At 68.4% G+C, this 21,430-nt stretch carries 18 protein-coding genes; 6 read left to right on the top strand and 12 right to left on the bottom strand.

Annotation, left to right across the window (positions count from 1 at the left end; genetic code table 11):
- The first annotated feature begins 7 nt into the window (after positions 1 to 7).
- Entirely contained in the window at positions 8 to 2,410 is a 2,403-nt protein-coding gene (gene ppsA / locus ASE96_RS07045; RefSeq protein WP_056427968.1) for a phosphoenolpyruvate synthase, read from the top strand.
- Here ppsA and ASE96_RS07040 read toward each other — a convergent pair.
- Positions 2,358 to 4,367, bottom strand: a complete 2,010-nt coding sequence (locus ASE96_RS07040) for a heavy metal translocating P-type ATPase (protein ID WP_082492624.1) — start codon at positions 4,365 to 4,367, stop codon at positions 2,358 to 2,360. The genes ppsA and ASE96_RS07040 overlap by 53 nt on opposite strands.
- Before the next feature lie 231 nt (positions 4,368 to 4,598).
- On the opposite strand from ASE96_RS07040, the gene ASE96_RS07035 reads away from it, so the two are divergent.
- The 3 genes from ASE96_RS07035 (at position 4,599) to ASE96_RS07025 (ending at position 9,974) form a co-directional block, all read left to right on the top strand.
- Positions 4,599 to 5,714 (top strand): SDR family oxidoreductase, encoded by a 1,116-nt coding sequence (locus ASE96_RS07035; RefSeq protein WP_056427965.1) that lies wholly within the window; start codon positions 4,599 to 4,601, stop codon positions 5,712 to 5,714.
- 32 nt (positions 5,715 to 5,746) lie between these two features.
- Positions 5,747 to 6,715, top strand: a complete 969-nt coding sequence (locus tag ASE96_RS07030) for a polysaccharide deacetylase family protein (protein WP_056427963.1) — start codon at positions 5,747 to 5,749, stop codon at positions 6,713 to 6,715.
- A gap of 85 nt (positions 6,716 to 6,800) precedes the next feature.
- Complete coding sequence (locus ASE96_RS07025; protein WP_056427960.1) at positions 6,801 to 9,974, top strand: HAD-IA family hydrolase; 3,174 nt, start codon at positions 6,801 to 6,803, stop codon at positions 9,972 to 9,974.
- 55 nt (positions 9,975 to 10,029) lie between these two features.
- On the opposite strand, the gene ASE96_RS07020 is transcribed toward ASE96_RS07025, so the two are convergent.
- The 6 genes from ASE96_RS07020 to ASE96_RS06995 all read right to left on the bottom strand — a co-directional run bounded on the left by ASE96_RS07020 (position 10,030) and on the right by ASE96_RS06995 (position 15,288).
- The gene (locus tag ASE96_RS07020; protein ID WP_082492623.1) at positions 10,030 to 11,037 is read right to left on the bottom strand and encodes a zinc-dependent alcohol dehydrogenase family protein; all 1,008 of its coding nucleotides are present in this window, start codon (positions 11,035 to 11,037) and stop codon (positions 10,030 to 10,032) included.
- A gap of 62 nt (positions 11,038 to 11,099) precedes the next feature.
- Positions 11,100 to 12,065: a universal stress protein gene (locus tag ASE96_RS07015; RefSeq protein ID WP_056427954.1), complete on the bottom strand. Its 966-nt coding sequence runs from the start codon at positions 12,063 to 12,065 to the stop codon at positions 11,100 to 11,102.
- A gap of 74 nt (positions 12,066 to 12,139) precedes the next feature.
- A complete protein-coding gene (locus tag ASE96_RS07010; protein WP_235500158.1) occupies positions 12,140 to 13,309 on the bottom strand; it encodes a YihY/virulence factor BrkB family protein in 1,170 nt (389 codons plus the stop codon).
- Positions 13,310 to 13,393: 84 nt separating this feature from the next.
- Entirely contained in the window at positions 13,394 to 14,002 is a 609-nt protein-coding gene (locus tag ASE96_RS07005; protein WP_056427952.1) for a DUF3618 domain-containing protein, read from the bottom strand.
- 18 nt (positions 14,003 to 14,020) lie between these two features.
- Entirely contained in the window at positions 14,021 to 14,434 is a 414-nt protein-coding gene (locus ASE96_RS07000; RefSeq protein ID WP_200913007.1) for a phage holin family protein, read from the bottom strand.
- The gene (locus ASE96_RS06995; protein WP_056427948.1) at positions 14,431 to 15,288 is read right to left on the bottom strand and encodes a hypothetical protein; all 858 of its coding nucleotides are present in this window, start codon (positions 15,286 to 15,288) and stop codon (positions 14,431 to 14,433) included. The genes ASE96_RS07000 and ASE96_RS06995 overlap by 4 nt, the downstream gene beginning before the upstream one ends.
- A 304-nt stretch (positions 15,289 to 15,592) precedes the next feature.
- Between ASE96_RS06995 and ASE96_RS06990 the strand changes: the two genes are divergently transcribed.
- Positions 15,593 to 16,513, top strand: a complete 921-nt coding sequence (locus tag ASE96_RS06990; protein ID WP_056427944.1) for a spermidine synthase — start codon at positions 15,593 to 15,595, stop codon at positions 16,511 to 16,513.
- A gap of 28 nt (positions 16,514 to 16,541) precedes the next feature.
- On the opposite strand, the gene ASE96_RS06985 is transcribed toward ASE96_RS06990, so the two are convergent.
- On the bottom strand, positions 16,542 to 17,456 hold the full coding sequence (locus ASE96_RS06985; RefSeq protein WP_056427942.1) for a LysR family transcriptional regulator: 915 nt from the start codon (positions 17,454 to 17,456) through the stop codon (positions 16,542 to 16,544).
- A 141-nt stretch (positions 17,457 to 17,597) separates the two neighbouring features.
- On the opposite strand from ASE96_RS06985, the gene ASE96_RS06980 reads away from it, so the two are divergent.
- Positions 17,598 to 18,347 carry a 3-hydroxybutyrate dehydrogenase gene (locus ASE96_RS06980; protein WP_056427939.1) on the top strand — a complete coding sequence of 250 codons (750 nt, stop codon included), beginning with the start codon at positions 17,598 to 17,600 and terminating at the stop codon, positions 18,345 to 18,347.
- A 40-nt stretch (positions 18,348 to 18,387) separates the two neighbouring features.
- Here the strand turns inward: ASE96_RS06980 and ASE96_RS06975 are convergent, their stop codons facing one another.
- From ASE96_RS06975 to ASE96_RS06965, 4 genes are all read right to left on the bottom strand, one after another.
- The gene (locus ASE96_RS06975; protein WP_056427937.1) at positions 18,388 to 18,612 is read right to left on the bottom strand and encodes a helix-turn-helix domain-containing protein; all 225 of its coding nucleotides are present in this window, start codon (positions 18,610 to 18,612) and stop codon (positions 18,388 to 18,390) included.
- Positions 18,613 to 18,629: 17 nt separating this feature from the next.
- Complete coding sequence (locus tag ASE96_RS19125) at positions 18,630 to 18,887, bottom strand: hypothetical protein (protein ID WP_200913006.1); 258 nt, start codon at positions 18,885 to 18,887, stop codon at positions 18,630 to 18,632.
- Positions 18,888 to 19,076: 189 nt separating this feature from the next.
- Positions 19,077 to 19,730, bottom strand: coding sequence for a LysE family translocator (locus ASE96_RS06970; RefSeq protein ID WP_056427935.1), 654 nt, complete (start codon positions 19,728 to 19,730; stop codon positions 19,077 to 19,079).
- Between the two features lie 43 nt (positions 19,731 to 19,773).
- The gene (locus ASE96_RS06965) at positions 19,774 to 21,264 is read right to left on the bottom strand and encodes an amino acid permease (protein WP_056427933.1); all 1,491 of its coding nucleotides are present in this window, start codon (positions 21,262 to 21,264) and stop codon (positions 19,774 to 19,776) included.
- Positions 21,265 to 21,430: the final 166 nt, after the last annotated feature.

The raw sequence follows: 21,430 nt of genomic DNA, 5'->3' as shown, positions 1-21,430 counted from the left end.
TGGGTGCATGGCTGACTCCCCGGTGTTGTGGTTCGAAGAGATCGGCATGGGTGATGTCCCGCAGGTGGGCGGCAAGAACGCGTCCCTCGGCGAACTCATCCAGTCCCTCAAAGCCAAGGGTGTGCGGGTGCCGGACGGCTTCGCCACCACCGCGGACGCCTACCGCCGGTTCCTCGACGCCAACGGGATCGAGGCCGCGATGCGCTCGCGGATCCAGTCCTATCGCGCGGGTGAAACGTCGCTGCGCGCCACCGGGGAGGCCATCCGGGAGCTGTTCCTGGACAGCGAGTTTCCCGACGACATCGCCGGATCCATCCGTTCCCATTACCGGGACCTGGGGGAGCGCGCCGGCCAGGACCGGCTCTCGGTCGCGGTCCGAAGCAGCGCCACCGCCGAGGACCTGCCGGACGCCAGCTTCGCCGGGCAGCAGGAGACATTCCTGAACATCACCGGGGAACGTGAACTCCTGGACGCCTGCCGCCGCTGCTACGCCTCCCTGTTCACCGACCGGGCCATCAGCTACCGCGAGGTCAAGGGCTTTGACCACCTCGATGTCGCCCTCTCGATCGGCGTCCAGCGGATGGTGCGCTCCGACGTCGGCGCCTCCGGGGTGATGTTCTCCATCGACACCGACTCGGGCTTCCCCCGCGTGGCCGTGGTCAGCGCCGCCTGGGGCCTCGGCGAAACCGTGGTCCAGGGCACCATCAACCCGGACAAGTACCTTGTGTTCAAGCCGCTCCTGGCGGCTCCCGCGGGCGCGGGCGACATCAGCCCGATCATTGAAAAGACCCTCGGTTCCAAGGACCGGAAGATGGTCTACAGCCGGGGCGGCCATGCGCGGACCAAGATGGTGGACACCTCCGACGCCGAACGCCGCGCTTTCGTCCTGGCCGACGCCGAGATCCTCGCGCTGGCGCGCTGGGCGGTGAGCGTGGAGGAGCACTACGCGCGGCCGATGGACATGGAGTGGGCCCGGGACGGCGTGACCGGGGAGCTGTTTATGGTCCAGGCCCGCCCGGAGACGGTCCAGTCGCAGAAATCAGGCTCCCGGTTCACCCTCCACCACCTGCGGGAAACCGGCACGGTGCTGGCCTCCGGCGCCGCGATCGGCGACTCGATAGCGCAGGGCACCGCGTGCGTGATCCGGAGCGCGGCGGACATCGAGAATTTCCGCGACGGCGCCATCCTTGTCACGGAGATGACCGACCCGGACTGGGTTCCGGTCATGAAGCGGGCGGCCGGCATCGTCACCGACCACGGCGGCCCCACAAGCCATGCGGCGATCGTGAGCCGCGAACTCGGGGTCCCCGCCGTCGTCGGCACCGGCAACGCCACCACGGTCCTGGCGGAAGGCCTGGCCGTGACCATTTCGTGCGCCGAGGGCGATGAAGGTCGCGTGTACGAGGGGAGCCTGGCATTCGACACCGAGGAGGTGGACCTCGGGGAGCTGCCGGAAACGCGCACCAAAGTCATGGTCAACATCGCCAGCCCCGCCGCCGCCTTCCAATGGTGGCGGCTGCCCGCCGACGGCGTCGGGCTCGCCCGGATGGAATTCATCATCAGCAGCCTCATCCGGGTCCACCCGATGGCGCTGGTCCACCCGGAGCGGGTCACCGACGCCGGGGACGCAGAGCAGATCCGCCTCCTCACCAGCAGCTACGCGGACCCGAAGGACTACTTTGTGGACGCCCTGGCCCTCGGCATCGCCAAGATCGCCGCGCCGTACCATCCCCGGCCCGTGATCGTGCGGCTCAGCGATTTCAAGACCAACGAGTACGCGCACCTGATTGGCGGTTCGGCCTTCGAGGAACCGGAGGAGAACCCCATGCTCGGCTTCCGCGGCGCCTCCCGATACTACGACGAGCGCTATCGCGAGGGATTCGCCCTTGAGTGTGCGGCCCTCAAACGGGTCCGGGAGAAGCTCGGCTTCGGCAACATCATCGTGATGATCCCGTTCTGCCGGACCCCGCAGGAAGCGGACCGGGTGCTGTCCGTGATGGCGGAGAACGGCCTGGTCCGGGGTGAGAACGGCCTGCAGGTCTACATGATGTGCGAGATCCCATCCAACGTTGTCCTCGCGGAAAAGTTTGCCACCCGCTTCGACGGCTTCTCCATCGGCTCCAATGACCTCACCCAGCTGGTCCTGGGCGTGGACCGGGATTCGGCGCAGCTGGCCGCGCTCTTCGATGAGCGGGACGAGGCCGTCATGGCGATGATCAGCGAGGCCATCCGCAAGGCCCATGCCGCCGGGATCAAGATCGGCATCTGCGGCCAGGGTCCCAGCAACCACCCGGAGTTCGCGGCATTCCTGGTCCGCGAGGGCATCGACTCGATCTCGCTGAACCCGGACAGCTACCTCAGGACTGTTCCGCGGATCGCGGAAGCCGAGAAACAGGCGCCGGCCCGGTAGCGCCGCCGTCGAGCGTTCGACGCGTCCCCGGGGTGCCCGTTCCCTTCTTCCCGGCGCCCCTGCCGGCACTCTTGCCGGGACTGAGCGCGCGCAGCGCGTTGAGGATCGTGGCCAGGTCCACGAGTTCCTGGGACAGGGCCCCGGCGATCGCCGGGACATAGCCGGCCGCCGCCGCGAGCATCAAGGCGACGCTCAGCCCGATGCCGATCCAGATGCTCTGCAGCGCCACCTTCACGGTGCGCTGCCCGATCCGCACGGCGGACGCCACCTTGGACAGGTCGTCGAGGATGATCACGACGTCGGCGGACTCGCCGGCCGCCGTCGAGCCGCGTGCGCCCATGGCGATCCCGACGTCGGCGACCGCCAGGACGGGGGCGTCGTTGACGCCGTCGCCGACCATCATGACCGGACGGAGCGGCAGGGACCGGACGGCTTCAACCTTGTCCGGCGGCAGGCACTCGGCGCGGACATCGGTGAGGCCGGCCCCTTGTGCGATGTGCTGGGCGGTGGCGAGCGCGTCCCCGGTCAGCATGACTGTCCGGGTCACGCCCATGGACTCCAGCTCCGCCAGCGTGCGGCGGGCTTCCGTGCGGATCGGGTCGCTCATCACGAGTGCGCCGGCGAATTCACCGGCCACGCCCACGTAAATGGCGAGTTCGCCGCTGGCCAGTGCCATTTCCGCGACGCCGGCGGCCGATTCGGCGACAAATTTGGGCTTGCCGACCACCACGTCGCGGCCGTCGAAGCGGGCCCGGACGCCGTGTGTGGCGAATTCACTGGCTTCCGTGGCGGATTCGAAGACCAGGCCGCGGTCCCGCGCTGCGTCCATCACCGAGGCGGCCAGCACATGGGAGGAATACTGTTCGGCCGAGGCCGCCAGACCCAGGACCTCGTCCTCCGTCAGGGACCCGGCTGTCCGGACACCGATCAGGGCGGGCCGGCCGTAGGTCAGGGTGCCCGTCTTGTCGAAGGCGGCCGTCTTGATCCGGCTCAGTTGTTCCAGGACGCCGGCGTATTTGACGATGATGCCGGAATGCGCGGCGCGGCTCATCCCGCCGAGGAACGCCACGGGGGCAGCGATCAGCAGCGGGCAGGGAGTGGCCACCACCAGCACTTCGGCGAACCGGGCAGGGTCTCCGCTGATGATCCAGCCGGCGGCGCCCAGGGCGTAGGCGAGGGCCGTGAAGGGTATGGCATACCGGTCAGCCAGCCGCACCATGGGTGCCTTGCTCTCCGAGGCTTCCTTGACCAGGGCAACAATGCGGCTGTACTGCGAATCCTCCATCAGGGCCGATACCTGCATCCGGACCGCGGCCTCGCCGTTGAGGGATCCGCTCATCAGCGGATCGCCGGCGACCCGTTCCACCGGCAGACTCTCCCCGGTGAGTGAGGATTCGTCGAAGGTGCCGGATTCGGAGAGCAGGACGCCGTCCAGCGGCACCACCTCACCGGGCCGCACCAGCAGGATGTCGCCGATCCGGACATCAGTGGCGGCCACGTCCTCGTGCTGGCCGTTTGTTTGCGATTCGGATGCGGTGGATTCTCCTGTTTGGGTTCCGGCGGCGGTGCTTCCGGCGGCGGAGGTGCCGCCGCGCTCGCGGTGGGCCGTCTGCGGGACGCGTTCCAGCAGGGACGTTAGTTCCTTTTTGGCCCGGCCGGCGGCGTAGTCCTCCAGGGCGGTCCCGCCGGCCAGCATGAGGACAATGATCATGGACGCGATGAACTCGCCCACCAGGACGGTGCTGACGATCGCGGTGACCGCGAGGATGTCGATGCCCCACTGGCCGCCCGCCAGCCGGCGGGCCATCCCGACGGCAAGGTAAGCCGCCACGGCCAGGGCATAGATGCTGGCTGCGATCTGCGCAATCAACGGCTGCCCGGACAGCAGGAGTATCAGCACCGCGAGCAGGGCAACGAGCGTGCCCGCAACCAGCGGATAGCGGAGCAAGAGTTTCACGGATATCCTGCCTTCGAATTCGCGCTATCTTTACGCGCCTTCCACTAGTTGCATCCTACTGCCGTCCCCTTCCCCGGAGGCCCGTACGGGCCCAGGTTACGAAGCGCGGGCGAACCGTCCCCCCCACGGGCATGAGACGCTGGAACGGGCCGGGAGCGAGCCGTCCCGGCCAGAACGGCCCGCAGCCTGGGACCCGGTGACGGCGCAACGGACAGTATCAGGAGGAATGGCGTGCGAAGCAGCTCAGACACCGTCAACACGAAGACTGCCTTGGTGGTTGGGGCCACCGGGATTGCCGGATCCGCCCTGGTCGACAGGCTCCTGGATGAGGGCTGGGACGTGGTGGCACTGTCCCGCAGCCGGATCCGGCGCGGCGGTGTCCGCCAGGTGAGCGCGGATCTGAATTCGGTGGAGAGCTTGCGGGCCGCCCTGGCTGGCGAAAGGCCGAGCCACGTGTTCTACACCGCCTGGTCGCGGATGAACACGGAACAAGAAAACATCGAGACCAATGCGGCCATGCTGCGGAACCTGCTCGCCAGCCTCAGCAGCCACCCGGTGAAGCATGTGGCCCTCATGACCGGGCTGAAGCACTATCTGGGCCCCTTTGAAGCGTATGCGGCGGGGGAGATGCCGGACACTCCCTTCCGCGAAAGCGAGCCGAGGCTGCCGACGCCCAACTTCTACTACGCCCAGGAGGACGAGTTATGGGCTGCCGCGGGGAAGCAAGGCTTCGGCTGGTCCGTCCACCGGGCGCATACGGTGATAGGGCATGCGGTCGGAAATGCGATGAACATGGGTCTCACGCTCGCCGTACAGGCATCCATTTGCCGCGAACTCGGGCAACCCTTCATCTTTCCCGGCTCCGAGACGCAATGGAACAGCCTGACTGACATGACCGACAGCGGTCTGCTGGCAGAACACATGATCTGGGCGGCCACTGCCGACGGGGTAGCGGACGAGGCCTACAACATCGTCAACGGTGACATCTTCCGCTGGCGGCGCATGTGGCCCGCGCTGGCCGCCTATTTCGGCGTCGAGCCCGAAGGCTACTCCGGGCAGCCCCGCCCGCTGGAACAGCAGATGCTCGGCAGGGAGGGCATCTGGGCGGACATGGCCGCCCGCTATGGGCTGGCTGAACCCCAACTGGAACGGCTCGCGTCCTGGTGGCACACAGACGGTGATCTGGGCCGGAACCTCGAAGTGGTCACAGACATGAGCAAGAGCCGACTGGCGGGCTTCACCGGGTACCGCCGCACGGAAGATGCCTTTATCAGCTTGTTCGACCGGTGCCGGGCCGACCGACTGATTCCCGCCGCGCCGCAGGCCGCGCGGGCCTTTCAGCCCTAGTCCCGCTGCGACCGGCGGCGCCACAGTGAATCATGTGGGCGATCTTCCGGGGCGAGCGACGCCGATGGCTCGCGGTTGCGCTCGCCGTGCTGTTGCTGGCCGCCGCGGTGGTGCTGGCGGTCGTCTTCTCGTCGGTGCCACCCGCAGCGGGGCCGACATACCCGCCCTCGGCCACTGACAGTCCGGCTTCGCCCTCGGCCACTGCGAGTCCGTCTGCGATGACGCCGGCCAGTACCGCGCCCTCGCCGCCACCGTCGGACGCTCCGGCCACCACCGCCGGCGCAACGGTCCCGGCCGCACCGGCTCCCGCACCGCCGCCCGCCGTCCCGGCTCCGAAGCCTCCCGCTCCGGCGCCCCCGCCGTTTCCTGCCGCCCTGGCCGGCCGCGACCTCGAAGTGATTCCGGGGGCCGGAGGGGTGGTGGCCCTGACGTTCGACGCCGGCGCCAACTCGGCGGGGCTGCCAAGCATCCTGAAGACGCTGGCCGCCAAAGGCGTGCGCGGCACGTTTTTCCTGACCGGCAACTGGGCCGCGGCCAACCCGGTCGGAGTCGCCGCGATCGTCGCGGGCGGCCACCGCCTGGGCAACCACTCCATGACCCATCCGGGGTTCACCGGACTCAGCGATGCCGCGATCGGACAGCAGCTTTCGGCGGCACAGCAGGCAATCCAGGCCGGCGGAGGGGACCCCCGTCCGCTGTTCCGGTTCCCCCTTGGCGACCGGGACGCCCGGACCATCGCCACGGTCAACGCCTACGGTTATCTTCCCGTCCGCTGGACCGTGGATACCCTGGGCTGGAAGGGCAGCAGCGGAGGGATCACGGCGCGGATCGTGGCGGACCGCGTGCTCGCACGGCTGCAGCCGGGCGAGATCGTGCTGATGCACATCGGTTCCAATCCCGACGACGGAACCACCCTGGACGCAGACGCCCTGCCCGGGATGATCGAGCGGATCCGGCAGGCCGGTTACGGCTTCACCACGCTCGATGCGTTGCTGGGCTGATGGCCGTCAGGGAAGCCCGGGACGGGCAGGTAATTGCGGCGGAACGGGACCGCCGCGGTGTCCGGAACGTGGATCCGGGTGTGGCATGACGGAGTCGCCCACCGTTGCCGCCGCCCTGGCCCCCGTTGATGCCGTGATCCTGGACCTCGACGGAGTGGTCACGGACACGGCGGAGCTCCGCGCGGCGGCGTGGAAGGAACTCTTCGACGACGCCCTCCAGGACCCGCGGCTGCCCGCCGGAACCCGCCGGGACCCGTTTACCGCCGACGACTACCGGGACCAGGTGGCTGGCCGGACCTGGGAGGGCGCGGTAGCCGCCTTCCTCGGCTCCCGCGGCGGGGCAGTCCCGGACGGCTCGCCCACGGACGGCTCCGGGGCGTGGACAGCCTTCGGGCTCGCGGCACGCCAGAGCGAACTGTTCGAGAAACTGCTCGGCAACAACCCGGTCCGGGCGTTCCCCGGTACCGCGGACCTGCTCGGCAGGCTGAAGGCGGGCCGGATTCCCGTGGTGCTGGCCACCTCCGCCCGGAACGCGGGGGCACTGCTGGGTGCCGCGGGACTGGAGGACGTCTTCGATCACGTCATCGACGGGCAGACGGCCCTGGACCGCGACGTCGGGGGCAAGCCGGCCCCCGCGCTGCCGCTGGAAGCGGTGCGCCGGCTCGAGATTCCGCCGGCCCGGGCCATGGTCATCGAGGACTCAGCCGCCGGGGTGGAAGCCGGGCGGCGCGGCGGCTTCGGGCTCGTCGTTGGCATCGACCGGGACGGGCGCCGGGAAGCGCTGGAGGCGGCGGGCGCCGACGTCGTCGTCGAAGATCTCAGCCAACTTGATATCGGACTCGTCATCACCCACCCGTGGCTGCTGGTCTACGAGGGCTTCGACCCGGCGCACGAACGCCACCGTGAAGCCCTCACCACCCTGGGCAACGGCTACCTGGCCACCAGGGGTGCGGCGCCGGAGCACCGCGCCGGGGAAGTGCACTACCCGGGCAGCTACCTCGCCGGCGTCTACAACTCCCTGCGCAGCGTTGTCCTGGGCCAGGAGACGGTGGACGAGCACATGGTCAACATCCCCGACTGGCTGCCTCTGGACCTCCGGATCGGCGACGGTGCGTGGTGGTCCGAGGGCGGGCTCTCGCTCCGCAGCGAGCGGCGCACCCTGGATTTGAAGCGTGCCGTGCTGACCCGGGAAGCGATCCTGGAGGACGACGCCGGCCGGCAGCTCCAGCTGCTGCAGCGCCGCCTCGTCTCCATGGCCGCGCCGCACCTCGCGGCGCTCGAGACTGTCATCACGGCGGTCGGCTGGGGCGGGGACATGAGTGTCCGCAGCGGCTGCGACACGGACGTCACCAACTCCAACGTCCCGGAGGACGCGGCATTGTCCAACCGGCATCTGGGGTCCGTCCAGGTCTCCGCATCCGGGGCCGGCCCGGGCGCCGCGGAGCTCACGGTGGAAGTCCGGACCGTCACCAGCGGGATCGGGATCGGCCTCGCGCTCCGGACCGCCGTCGTCCGGACCGGCGGGCCGGCGGGGGCCGGGATTCCCGAGCAGCTGGGCGGCCTGTATACGCACCGCTTCGATGTTTCCCTGGCCGAGGGGGAGCAGCTGACAGTACTGAAAACCGTGGCCGTGACCTCTTCCCGGGACCACGCCATTGCCTCGCCGCTGACGGCCGCGCGGGCAGTCCTGGCCCGCGCGTCGGGCAGTTTTGAGGCACTGCAGGCCGAGCACGAGGCCGCGTGGGCGATCCTGCTCCAGCCCTTCGTTATTGAGTTCGACGCCAGCTCCCAGGCGCAGCTCATCCTCAACCTGCACGTCTTCCACCTGCTGCAGACGCTCACCACCCACACCGCGGAACTGGACGCCGGCGTTCCGGCCCGCGGGCTGCATGGCGAGGGCTACCGGGGCCACGTCTTCTGGGACGAACTGTTCGTCCTCCCGCTGCTCAACTCCCGGCTGCCGTCCCTCGCGCGGGAGCTGATCGACTACCGGTGGCGGCGGCTCGGTGCAGCGCGCGATGCCGCGCGGGCGGCCGGGCTGAAGGGGGCGCTGTTCCCGTGGCAAAGCGGCGGGGACGGCACCGAACAGACACCTAAGCTGCTGTTCAACCGGCTGTCCGGGCATTGGATGCCGGACTATTCCCGGCTTCAGCGGCATGTTGGACTCGCTGTCGCCTACAACGCCTGGCAGTACTTCGAGGCCACCCAGGACCGCGGGTGGCTGACCGGGCACGGTGCGGAAATCATCGTCGACGTCGCACGGTTGTTCGCGTCGATGGCCGAATTCGATGCGGCGCATGACCGTTTCCACCTCCGCGGCGTTATGGGTCCGGACGAATACCACACCGGCAACCCGGGCAACCCTGGCGGCGGACTGAACGACAACGCGTACACCAACATCATGGCGGCGTGGGTTTTCGACCAAGCCGTCTGGATCATGCATTCGGTCCAGGGCTTCGATATGGACGAACTGCGCGCCCGGCTGCTGATCACCGCCGCCGAGATCGCGGCCTGGGAACACCTCAGCCGGCGCATGTTCGTCCCGTTCCACGACGACGGTGTCATCAGCCAGTTCGACGGCTACAGTGCGCTCCGGGAACTCGACTGGAAACACTACCGGCGCAGCTATGGGCTCATCGAGCGGCTTGACCTGATCCTGGAGGCGGAAGGGGACAGCACCAATCATTACCGGCTGGCCAAACAAGCCGACGTCCTGATGCTGCTGTACGTCCTGGGCGAGGACCAGCTCATCCGGTTCCTGGCCCGGATGGGTTATGCCGTCACCTCCGCGCAGATGGCCGCCACGGTGGACTTCTACCTGGCCCGGACGGCGCACGGATCCACGCTCAGTCGGGTGGCCCACGCCTCGGTGTTGGCGCAGCGCGATCCCGAGCGGGCGTGGGTGACCTTTCGGGAGGCTCTGGACGCGGACCTGGACGACACCCAGGGCGGAACCACCAGCTCCGGCATCCATCTGGGTGCCATGGCCGGGACGATCGACGTCGTGCAGCGCAGTTTCGCCGGGCTGCGGATCACCCGCGATGCCCTCGATTTCGCGCCCCGGCTGCCAGCGGAGCTCAGCCGCGTGGACTTCCGGGTCCGCTACCGGGACCAGATGCTCGCCGTGCATTTGGAGCGCGACCGCCTGAGGGTGTCGGCAGCTCCCGGGGACGCGGCCCCGGTGCTGGTGCGGGTGGGTACGCGGCGGGTGCTGCTCCGGGCCGGGCAGGAACACGAGTTCCTGCGCCGGGACGACTGACCGGGCGATCCCGCACGGACGCGCCGGCCGCCTGACCCGGCCCCATGGTCGCCGGCTACGCGGAATCCATCCGCAGCACGGCAGCGCCCGTGATCCGGTCCTCCGACAGGTCCAGCAGGGCCCGGTCCGCGGCCGAGAACGGATAGGGCACCGTGGTGGGCCGCAGCGGGATCTCCGCGGCGATGCGGAAGAACTCTTCGCCGTCGGCCCGGGTGTTGGCCGTGACACTGCGCAACTGGCGTTCCTGGAACAGCTCCGTGGCGTAGTGCAGCGGCGGAATGTCACTCAGGTGGATGCCGGCCACGGCGAGCGTGCCGCCGCGGTCCAGGGCCCGCAGGGCCACCGGAACCAGGTCGCCGGCCGGAGCGAACAGTATGGCCGAGTCCAGCGGATCCGGCGGCTGCTCATCGGCGCCGCCGACAAAGGTCGCCCCCAGCTCAAGGGCCAGGTTGCGCGCTTCCTCCGACCGCGTCATCACGTACACGCGGGCACCCCGGTAGAGGGCGATCTGTGCCGCCAGATGCGCTGACCCGCCAAAGCCGTAAATTCCGAGCCGGCCGCCGATCGGCAGCTCGGCCCGGGAAAGCGCGCGGTAGCCGATGATGCCCGCGCACAGCAGGGGCGCAGCTTCTTCGTCCGGGAAGCTCGACGGGAGCCGGTAGGCGAAGTCCTCGGCCACCGTCATGAGTTCCGCGTAGCCGCCGTCGCGGTCCCAGCCGGTGAACAGGGGCGAGAGGCAGAGGTTCTCCTGCCCGCGCAGGCAGAAGCGGCAGACGCCGCAGGTCCCGCCGAGCCAGGCCGCCCCGATCCGGTCGCCGGGGGAGAACCGTGTGGCGCGGGGCCCGCACGCCACTACTTCGCCCACCACTTCGTGGCCCGGAATGACGCCGGGGTGCCGCGGGGCGAGGTCGCCCTCGGCCAAGTGAAGGTCCGTGCGGCAGACCCCGCAAGCCCGGACCTTCAAGAGCACCTCCCCGGGGCCGGGTATGGGGTCGGGGCACTCATCCGCCACGAGGGGGCCGCTTCTCATCGGTCCGGGCTGTCCTACCCGCCAGGCTCGCACGGGCGTCCTCCTCTGCTAAAACCTTCAGCTCCCCTCTGAAGGCGGTGGTCCGGTGGGTGGGATCAGCGCGTAATCAGGACGTTGCAGCGCGCCTTATTTAGGACGGCGGTGACGGTGTTCCCGGGCCCGCCCTCACGGTTATGGGTTCCAATCACCAGGACCTCGGCGTCAGTGGCGGCCGCCAGTAGTTCCTTGGACGCCGCGTGGCCTTCCCGCAGGACGCCGGTGATCGACAGGTCCGGGGCCAGCGACCGGGCCTCCGCCAGGAAATGGTCCAGCAGGTCCTGGCCGTGCCTGACATGCCGGCCATGGCCTTCACGGGTCCTGCCGGAGGTCTTGTCGATATGGACAATCTGCAGGGGCGCCCCGATGATCGTGGCAAGACGGGCGGCACCGGCCAGCGCCGCGGAGCTCCGGAACGTCCCGTCGATGCCAACCACAACGGGGGCCGCGGCCTGCCCGGGGCCGCGCCGGCGGCGGATCACCATCAACGGGCAGGGCGAGGACCCGGCCAGGGCCAGGCAGACCGATCCGGCAACATGCCCCAGCACACCCCCCAGGCCGCGGCTGCTGACCACCAGGAGGCGGGCGTCACCCGCCGCGTCGCGCAGCACAGGCGCCGGGAGTCCTGCTTCCATGACCCCTTCGACGTCGGAATCGGTTCCGGCGGTGGCGCCGGGGGCCACTCCTTCCGCGGCTCCGTCGGCGGGGACAGGCGCAGAGGATGTGGGGCCGGCTTGTGCCGATTGTGCGGCGGTCCGGGCGGCGGCGAGGGACGTGCGGGCAAGGTCAACGCCCTCGGCGAGAATCGCCTCCGCCGAGTGCCGCAGCCCGCTGCCCTCCACGCCCTTGACCGGGCCGAGCTTCTTGGTGAACACCGGCCAGACCCAGGCGTGGACCACCCTCATCCTGTAATTTCCGGCAGCGGCATATTCCGCGGCCCACCGGACGGCGTCCTGCGCAGCCTCCGAGCCGTCGTAGCCCACGGCCACCGTTCCGGGGCCCTGCCCTGTATCGGGTGCCGTCATGCGTCCTCCCGGTCAGCTGTGTCCGCCTCCGGGCGGTACTTTGGCCCCAGTAGAACGCATGGGGCCCCGAAGGGCTAGGGGCTTTGGTCCCGCGGGTTGCGCGGCTCGGAGGCGGGACCGGGCCGGGGCGTGGCGGCGTCGGTGTCCGCACGACTGCTCCGCTCACGCAATTCGCGGCCGCGCTGGATGTCTTCCTCTTCGCGCGCCTGCAGCTTGTCGCTCTGCTTGGTATCCCGGGGCGGCAACTGAATGGTTTCCTCGGCTTCGATGCCGGCCTGGAGCTGGCGGCCCCGCTCCATCTCGGCGTCGAACTCTGCCCCGAACAGCAGGGACATGTTGAGGATCCAGAGCCACAGCAACGAGACGATCACGCCGCCGATCGCACCGTACGTTTTGTCGTAGCTGTTGAAGTTGGCCACGTAGAAGGCGAAGGCCAGGGAGGCCAGCAGGAAGATCACCAAAGCGATGGCCGATCCAAGGCTCATCCAGCGGAACTTCGGCTGCTTCACGTTCGGCGTGGCGTAGTAGAGGATGGCGATCGCAAGGATCACGAGCAACAGGATCACCGGCCATTTGAGAATGTTCCAGGCCGTCAGGACGGCGCCGCCCAGGCCGATGGTGTTGCCGACGGACTCGGCCACCGGCCCGCTCAGGACCAGCATCGCTGAAAGGACCAGGACGATCAGCACGGTGGCAATAGTGACTGCCAGCATCGTGCCCCGAAGTTTGATGAACGGCCGGCCCTCGTCGATTTCGTAGACCCGGTTCATGGCCCGTCCGAACGCCCCGACGTAGCCTGACGCGGACCAGAGGGCGGTGACAATGCCCACCACCAGGGTGAGTCCGGCTGCTGAGTTACTGCTGAGCTGCTCGATCGGCTGGCGGATCGCCTCGACGGTTTCAGCCGGCGCGAAACCCTGGACGATCTCCAAGAGCGCGGACGTGGTCTTCTCAGCCTGACCAAAGATGCCCAGCAGGGACACAAGGGCCAAGAGGGCGGGGAATATTGAGAGGACCGAGTAGTAGGTCAGGGCGGCGGCGAGGTCAGGGCACTGGTCCTTCGTGAACTCACGCAGGGTCTTCTTCGCGATGTACTCCCACGAGGGCTTGGTGACGTCGGCCGGACTGTCCGGTTTGCGGGAGTCGTCCGGAGCGGGTGCCGTGCGGGCCTTGGCGGTGCTGCTCTCAGCCGTTTCGGCGTCGGTCATAGAGTCATTGTCTGCCGTGGCAGGGTTCTGGGCCATGGGAAATCTTCTTTCATCGGGTTAAGCACAGCGGCCGGCCGCCCGCACGCGTGTGCGCAGGGCGGCCGGCCGGGTCAAGCGGGACTAGAGCTGCTGGACGTTGTCCTTGGCCTCGGCCGTCCGGTCCTTGACGTCCGCCACGGCGCCCTGGCCTTCCGACTTCACGTGCTCGGTGGCGTCGGCGGCTGTTGCCTTGACGTTCTCCACGGCTTCCTGTGCCGGCTCCCGGAGGCCTTCTGCCACGTTCTTGGCGGCCTCGGTGAGTTCCGTTGTGAGCGGTTCGGCCGCAGTCTTCAGGGCATCCGCGGCTTCGCGTTCCTTCTGGCTTGCCGGTATCAGGGAGGAGACCAGCAGGCCGGCCCCGAAGGCGATCAGTCCTGCCGCCAGCGGGTTGCCCTGGGTTTTGGTCTTGACCTGGGTGGGCGCATCCCCGATCGCGGCACCGGCGTCGCTCAGGTGCGCCCCGGCGCTGCCGGCGGCCGAGTGCATGGTGCCCGCGGTGTGGTCGGCAGAGCCCATGACCTTCTCCTTCGCGCCGAAGACGGCGTCTTTGACGTTTTCTTTAACTCTGTCAGTCTGCCGCTGGACGATGTGGGACGGGGTGACCTTGTCCGCGACGGCATCGACGTTCGTGCCCAGCCGCGCGCGGGTTGCTTCAATATCTGCTCGGATGACATCCGGGTTTTCACTCATCGTGTTTCCTCGCTGTACCTAGGGGGTGGGCTTGAGGGTGGGCGGGATTTCCTGAAGCGTCTCGGCGGTCTGGGGCATGCCTTTGATCGCGTTGAGTTCCTTGCGGCCCATGGCCGCCAGGATGGCTGCGACGATTCCCCAGATGACGGCGACGACGACGGCGGACCAGCCGAGCCCCATGAGGGTCCCGAGCGCCCACCAGAGCGCCAGGGACAGGAACAACAACACGAAGTGGCCCGCGACGCCGGCACCGGCCAGCATCCCTGCGCCCTTGCCGGCACGGGTCGCGGACTGCTTGAGCTCGACCTTCGCCAGCTCGACTTCCTGCCGCATCAGGGTGGACATGTCCCGCGTGACATCGCCCAGGAGATCGCCGAGGGACGACGTTTCGGCTTTGGCGTGGGCTGCGGTGTGGGGCATTTCGCTGGTCATCGACGGCCACCGTCAAACGGATCGTCGCGGAGCGGGTCCTGCCGGTCGCCGTTGCCGAACGGGTCGGAAGCTGCGGGCTCGGAGGCCCAGCGGTCCTGCCGGTTGCCGTTGCCGAGCGGGTCGGCGTGGAGCGGATTGGGGGGGTTGGTGTCCGCGTAGCCCGCCGTCGTGGCTCCAGGGGCAGGCATTTGGACGGGCGGCGGCGGAACCGCCGTGCCGGTGTCCGGGACCCGGGTGGCGCTGGTGCCCGGAGTGTCCGGTGCCCCGGCGCTCAGGCTGCGGCTGAGCCGCCCTGCCAGGACGCCGGCGCCGGCCGCGAGCAGCAGGAAGGTGCCGGGACGCTGGCGGGCGAAGGACTTCACCTCGGTCAGGAGGGAACCCGGGTCGCGGCCGTCGAGCCATGACGCCACGGCGGAGGACCTCTCGGCGGCCTGGCGCACCAGGTCGGTGGCCACGCCGGGCTCCGTTGAAGCGGTGGCCATGCTGTGCAGTTCGGTGGAAATCGAGCGCAGGCCGTCCGCGACCTTCTGCTGTTGCGTGCCGGCCTGGTCGGTCAGATCGGACTTGGCCTGGTGCAGGAGATCCTTGGCGTTGGTCTTCACCTCGGCCGCGACGTTGGAGGCCTCGGTCTTGGCGGTCTCGGCCACACTGTGGGCGGAGTCTGCGGCCTGGCGCTTCACATCCGCGGCCTCATCCCTGGCCACGTCGGTCTTGGAGGTGCTGCCGTCATCGAAGGTGCCTGCGCCGCTGCCGTTGGGAACCGGAGGGAAGGTGGTTTCCGGCCGGAGGGGAGTCTGCTGGGTGGCCGTAGGCGTGCCGTAGCTGCCGTCCTGGGGCCATTGGTTCTCTGTCATCTTCGCTCTCTTTCAAGATCGGCTGCTGATCACGAACCAGCAATAACTGGGGAACTAATAGTAAGCATGATTACTATCAAATAGTAAGTACCCTTGGTTTTAATTCTTTCGGCTGGCGGAGGGCCCCGGTCCGGCCGCTGCGGATGTGGCCCATCTTTGGCGGGCCGCGGGTTGCCGCAGCGCGGGGACGGCCGGGACGCCGGGGATACCGCCAAAACCGGGCCAGCCCGGCGGGCCCATAGCGGGGGATGGCGCCGCGGCCGGTGAACTAGGCTGGAAACATGAGCAAAACGGTGCATGGCTGATGGCGAAGCGGGGCAGGGCTGCCGGCCGGAACAGCACCGAGAAGACGGCCGGAGTGGTGGACGTGCCGAAGGGCAGCCGCCCCGACGGGCCCGTGGAGGGCATTTACTACATCGACACCGGTGACTGCGAGCTCATCCCTGACCAGGACAACTCCAGCGGCTGGTTGTTGCGGATCAACGGCGTCATGAGTTCGCATATCGACCTCGCGGATCCGCTGTTCCTCGACTTTGAGTACATGCGCTGGATCGCGGCCCTGGTGGAGTCGCGCTGGCCGCGGGAACCGCGGCCAAAATTGCGCGCCCTGCACCTCGGCGGGGGAGCATGCTCACTGGCGCGCTACTTCCACGCCGCCTACCCGGAGGCCCGCCAGGTGGTGGTGGAACTGGACGGCAAGCTGGCAGATTATGTCCGCGGCTGGTTTGACCTGCCGAAGGCGCCACTGATGCGCCTGCGGGTGGGGGAGGCCCGCGAGGTGACTGAAAGCCTGACGCCGCAGACCCGTGACCTGGTCATCCGCGATGTGTTTGCCGGCTCGCTCACGCCGCGGCCGCTCACCACCCGCGAATTCAACGGGCACGTGCAGCGCGTCCTTGCCCCCGGCGGGATCTACGTGGTGAATTCCGGCGACGCCCCGGACCTGAAGAACGCCCGCGAGGACGCCGCGACCATCGCGGAGACGTTCAAACACACCGTGATCATCGCGGACCCGGCGATGCTCAAGGGCAGGCGCTACGGGAACATGATCATGGCCGGCAGTGATGTCCCGTTCGACGACGACCCCGGGCTGGCGCGGCGCCTGCTGGGCGGCGCGGTGCCCGCCCACATCTGGAACGACGCCAAGGTGCGGTCCTTTGCCGCCGGCGCCCCGGTCCGCCATGACCCGAAAACTGTGGACCCGGCGTCGCCGATTGCTCCGTAACGGCCCTTTTGGCGCCCTAAAACGGCGCCTACGGAGCAGTCGATGAGCCGCCGCGGCCCATAAGCGCCTCGCGGTGGGCCTTCGTCTGTTCGCGCAGCGCCTGCACCACCGCGGCGACGGCGGGGCGGCGCATGGAGTCGGGCCGCAGGACCATCCAGTACGGCAGCAGTTCGGCGAACTCGTCCGGCAGCAGCCGGACCAGGTCCGGATGCAGGTCCGCCGCGAAGCACGGCAGGAACCCGATGCCGGCGCCGGCGCGCGTCGCCTCCACATGGACGAAGACGTTGGTGGAACTCAGGCCGTCCCGCATGGTCGGGACCAGCCGGCGCGGGGCATCCAGATCGTCCACCTGAAGCATGGAATCGACAAAGTAGACCAGCGAATGGGTGGTCAGTTCCTCGATTGTTGTGGGGGTGCCGTACTCGGCAAGGTAGTCGCGGGAGGCGTACATGCCGAGCATGTACTCGCCGAGCCGGGCCGCCGCGGCCCGGTGCACCTGCGGTTCGCCCACCACCACCTCGATATCCAGCCCGGAACGCTGCTGGAGCGCTCGCCGGGTAACGGTGATGATCTCGACGCTGAGCCCGGGGTGGTCGCGGCGCAGCCTGGCAACCGCGGGGGCGGCAATGTAGGCGCTGAAGCCGTCCGTCGCGGTCATCCGGACCACGCCGGTGATGGGGTCCGGGGTTCTGCCGGGTTGTTCGAGGCTCCGGATCGCTGCCTCCACCCGCTCGGCCACCTGCACCGCTTCCGCGCCAAGGTCCGTCAGCTCCCAGCCGCCGGACGCGCGGGACAGTACCCGCCCGCCCAGGGCCTTCTCCAGCGCGGCAATCCGGCGCGACACCGTGGTGTGGTTCAGCCCGAGGGACTGCGCCGCCGTGGTGAACTTCGCGGAGCGGGAGACGGCCAGGAGAACTAGCAGGTCATCGGGGTTCGCATTCATATCTGCAATTCTGCACATGAGGGGTGCTGGTTTGACCATTGAAACGCCCACTATGTGCGGCAATACTCAGTGAAGCTGCTCAGTGCCGTGCATCGCACTTCCTCTGGGCCGTTGAAGACCGCGAACTTGAGGAGTGCAGACATGGAGAGCAGCTTGAACGGGCGCAAGGCCCTGGTCACCGGCGGAGCCGGCGGGATCGGCGCCGCCAGCGTCCGCGCCCTCGCGGCACGCGGCGCCAAAGTGGTGATCGCGGATGTGGATGAGGCCGCGGCCTCCGCCCTCGCCGACGAAGTCGGCGGCACCTCCTGGGCAGTCAACCTGCTCGACGTCGAGACCCTCCAGGCAGTGAGCCTGGACTGCGACATCCTCGTCAACAACGCCGGTATCCAGCAGATCAGCCCGATCGAGGACTTCGATCCGGCGGACTTCCGACGCCTCATCACGCTCATGCTGGAAGCGCCGTTCCTGCTCATCCGCGCCGCGCTGCCGCACATGTACGCGAACAACTTCGGCCGGATCATCAACCTGTCATCCGTGCACGGGCTCCGTGCCTCGCCGTTCAAGAGTGCCTATGTCTCGGCCAAGCACGGACTGGAAGGCCTGAGCAAAGTCACGGCGCTGGAGGGCGGCGCGCACGGCGTCACCTCCAACTGCATCAACCCGGGCTACGTCCGGACGCCGCTGGTCGAGTCCCAGATCGCGGACCAGGCCAAAGTGCACGGGATCCCGGAGTCCGAAGTGCTCGCCAAGATCATGCTGACCGAAGCCGCCGTCAAGCGGCTCGTCGAGCCCGAGGAGGTCGCCTCCCTCGTTGCGTGGCTGGCCTCCGACGACGCCGGAATGGTCACCGGCGCCAGCTACACCATGGACGGCGGCTGGTCCGCCCGCTGACCGGGCGCCGGTGCGCTGGGCGGGCCGGCCAGGGCACCGGTCAGTCCGTCGCCTTGCCGTCGGTGTGGTCGTTGGTTGCCGGTTCGGTGGCGCGGCGGATGTAGTCGTTGACGGCCTCTTCCGGCACCCGGAACGAACGGCCCACCCGCACGGCCGCAATCGCATGCGATTTCACCAGCCGGTAGACGGTCATTTTGGACACCCGCATTGCCGCAGCGACTTCCGCGATGGTCAGGAAGTGGGAGGAAACGTTCGCTGCGCTCATGTCATCTGGCCCGTCCACTAGTCTGGGAACCGTAGTTGCCGGTAGTCGTAGAACAGGACGTCCTCCGGTGTATTGCCGGCCGTCCGGAGCCCTACGAAGGGGGCCTCGATGACTGCAACTGTGCCCAGGCGGCGGCCGTTGAAGGGATCGTCCCCGATCAGCACCTGTCCCACCCGGAACGGAATCCGCGATGACCTGGCGCGGCTGGACCACTTCGACAGGAGGGCGGTCGCGCGGCCTCGTTGGCGTTGCGCCTGTGGAGATGCTGGGGCCATCGGAACCACTCCTTCGAAACGAGTGCCACTTGGTAGATCGGCGGCTCCGGACCAGCTGCGTGTGCTCCCCAGGCGTTGTCGCTGCCCGTCCGGTACCGCCGTGAAGCAACTGTAGCCCTGCGTCCCTTTCGTCACACGAGTAACTTCTACGCCCGCCGGACCGGGCACCACTTGGGGCCGTTGTGCCGACTACTTGCCGGGCTGGGGCTCCGCCGCGTTCCCCGCGAGGGCAAGAAATCCGCCAAGCCCGATCATCATGGCCCCGCCGGTGGTGCCGAGGGCAGCGATGCGCCGGGGTGAGCTCGCAAACCAGCGCCGGGCCGTGCCGGCAATCAGCGCCCAGCCGCTGTCCGAGACCAGCGCGATGGCTAGGAACAGGGCCCCCAGCGTCGCCAGCTGCACCGGAATGGCGCCCGCGGAATAGTCCACGAACTGGGGCAGCACGGCAACGAAGAAGACAATCGACTTGGGGTTGGTGGCACCAACGATGAATCCCTCCCGGAGGATCCTGAACGTCGACGCCGGACGCGAGGGTTCCGCCGTCGTCGGACCTCCGCCGCGGTGCCGGATGGCTTGGATTCCGAGGTAGACGAGATAGGCCGCGCCGGCGAACTTGACCGCGCTGAAGAGCACGGCGGACTGGGCCAGCACCACCCCCACGCCCAACGCAACCGCGGCGATCTGCAGCAGCTCCCCGAGGGCGTTGCCCAGCACGCTCAGAAGTCCGCCCCTGCGGCCCAGGGCCAGCGTCCGGCCGATGACGAACAGCACGCTGGGTCCCGGCACGGCGATGAGGAGGAAGGCCGCGAGGGCAAAGGCCAGCAGGTTGGTGGCGGGGACCATGACTGATTTTAGCCCCGCGGCCGGCTGCGGGGCCCCGGCGTCCCTACCTTCCCGCCGGAACCTGCGGGAGCTGCGCGGTTTCGTCCGTGAGCTCGGCGCGGAGCCGGCCGTGACCGCGGACCCAAAGCCGGTACCCGATCACGAGCAGTCCAAGCCAGGCGGCGCCCACATAGAGTGCCACGCGGGTGTCCTCGAACGCCCCCAGAATTCCGATGACAAGGGCCATGAACACGATCGTCGCCACCGACGCCGCGGGCCACCACGGGGACGGGAATTCCGATGCCGGCAGCCCTTGGCGGGAGATCTCGCGCTTCATTGCCACGTGGGAGGCCAGGATCATCACCCAGACCCAGACGGTGGCGAACGTCGCGATCGAGGCGATCAGCAGGAAGACGTTCTCCGGAATGACGGCGTTGAGGACTACACCCACCAGCAGGATGCCCGCCATCATGACCACGGTCATCCACGGCACGCCGTGGCGGGAGACCTTGCCGAAGCTCGCGGGGGCGTGCCCCTGCCGGGACAGGCCGAACAGGATCCGGCCGGCGCCGAAGATGTCGCTGTTGATCGCCGACAACGCGGCGGTAATGACCACGGCGTTGAGGATGTGCGGTGCCGCCGGAATGCCCAGTCCGCTGAAGATCTGGACAAACGGGCTGCCGTTGGTACCGATCTCGTTCCAGGGGAACAGGCTCATGAGGACACCCAGTGTCAGCACGTAGAAGAGGAGCACGCGCACCGGAACCGTATTGACGGCCTTGGGTATGACATTCTTCGGATCCGCAGCCTCGCCGGCGGTGATGCCCAGGGTTTCAATACCGCCGAATGCGAACATCACGACGGCGAACGAGGCCAGGAGTCCTTCGAAGCCGTTGGGGAACAGTCCGCCGTGCTCCACGAGGTTGCCCAGTCCGGGGGCCACGGTGGCGCCGCCAGCCTGGAAGCCGAAGACGATAATGGCGGCGCCGCCCGCGATCATCGCGATGATGGCCACCACCTTGATGAGCGAGAACCAGAACTCGAGTTCGCCGAAGACCTTGACGCTGAGCAGGTTCAGCGCCGCCAGGAAGAAGATAATCGCCAGGACCCAGATCCAGCGCTCGACCTCGGGAAACCAGAAGCCCATGTAAATGCTGAAGGCGGTGACATCCGCGATGGCCACGATCGCCATCTCGAACACGTAGGTCCAGCCGGTCACGAAGCCTGCCAGCGGGCCGAGGTAGCGGCTGGCGTACTGGCCGAAGGAACCGGACACGGGGTGGCGCACGGCCATTTCACCCAGGGCGCGCATCACCATGAACACTGCGGCGCCGCCGATCATGTACGCCAGCAGCACGGCCGGGCCGGCCTTCTGGATGGCCGAGGCCGATCCGTAGAACAGTCCGGTGCCGATCGCCGAGCCCAGTGCCATGAAGCGGATGTGGCGGACGTTGAGTCCGCGGTTCAGGACAGTCTCGACGGCGGCGCTGACGGTGTTGGCGTTGCCCGGTCCCGGAGGAGGCGTTGGCTTGATGTCCGTAGTGGCTTGTTGCATGCGAATACCTTCTCGTCATTGGGAGGGGGATCGCTATCCAGCAGACCATGTTGAGCCCGGCTGTGATGAGCCTCACGGGCACTTAGTGTCTTCGATTTCAGACATCCCGGCCGCGGCAGCCGGCTGCGCAAGCCCGCGGGTTCCTCCTGCGCGGTGCAGCCGGCCC

The sequence above is a fragment of the Arthrobacter sp. Leaf69 genome (assembly GCF_001422645.1).
In the GTDB taxonomy this organism is placed as follows: domain Bacteria; phylum Actinomycetota; class Actinomycetes; order Actinomycetales; family Micrococcaceae; genus Arthrobacter.
Note: the sequence above shows the minus strand (reverse complement) of the source record. Positions and strands in the feature narration are given on the sequence as shown.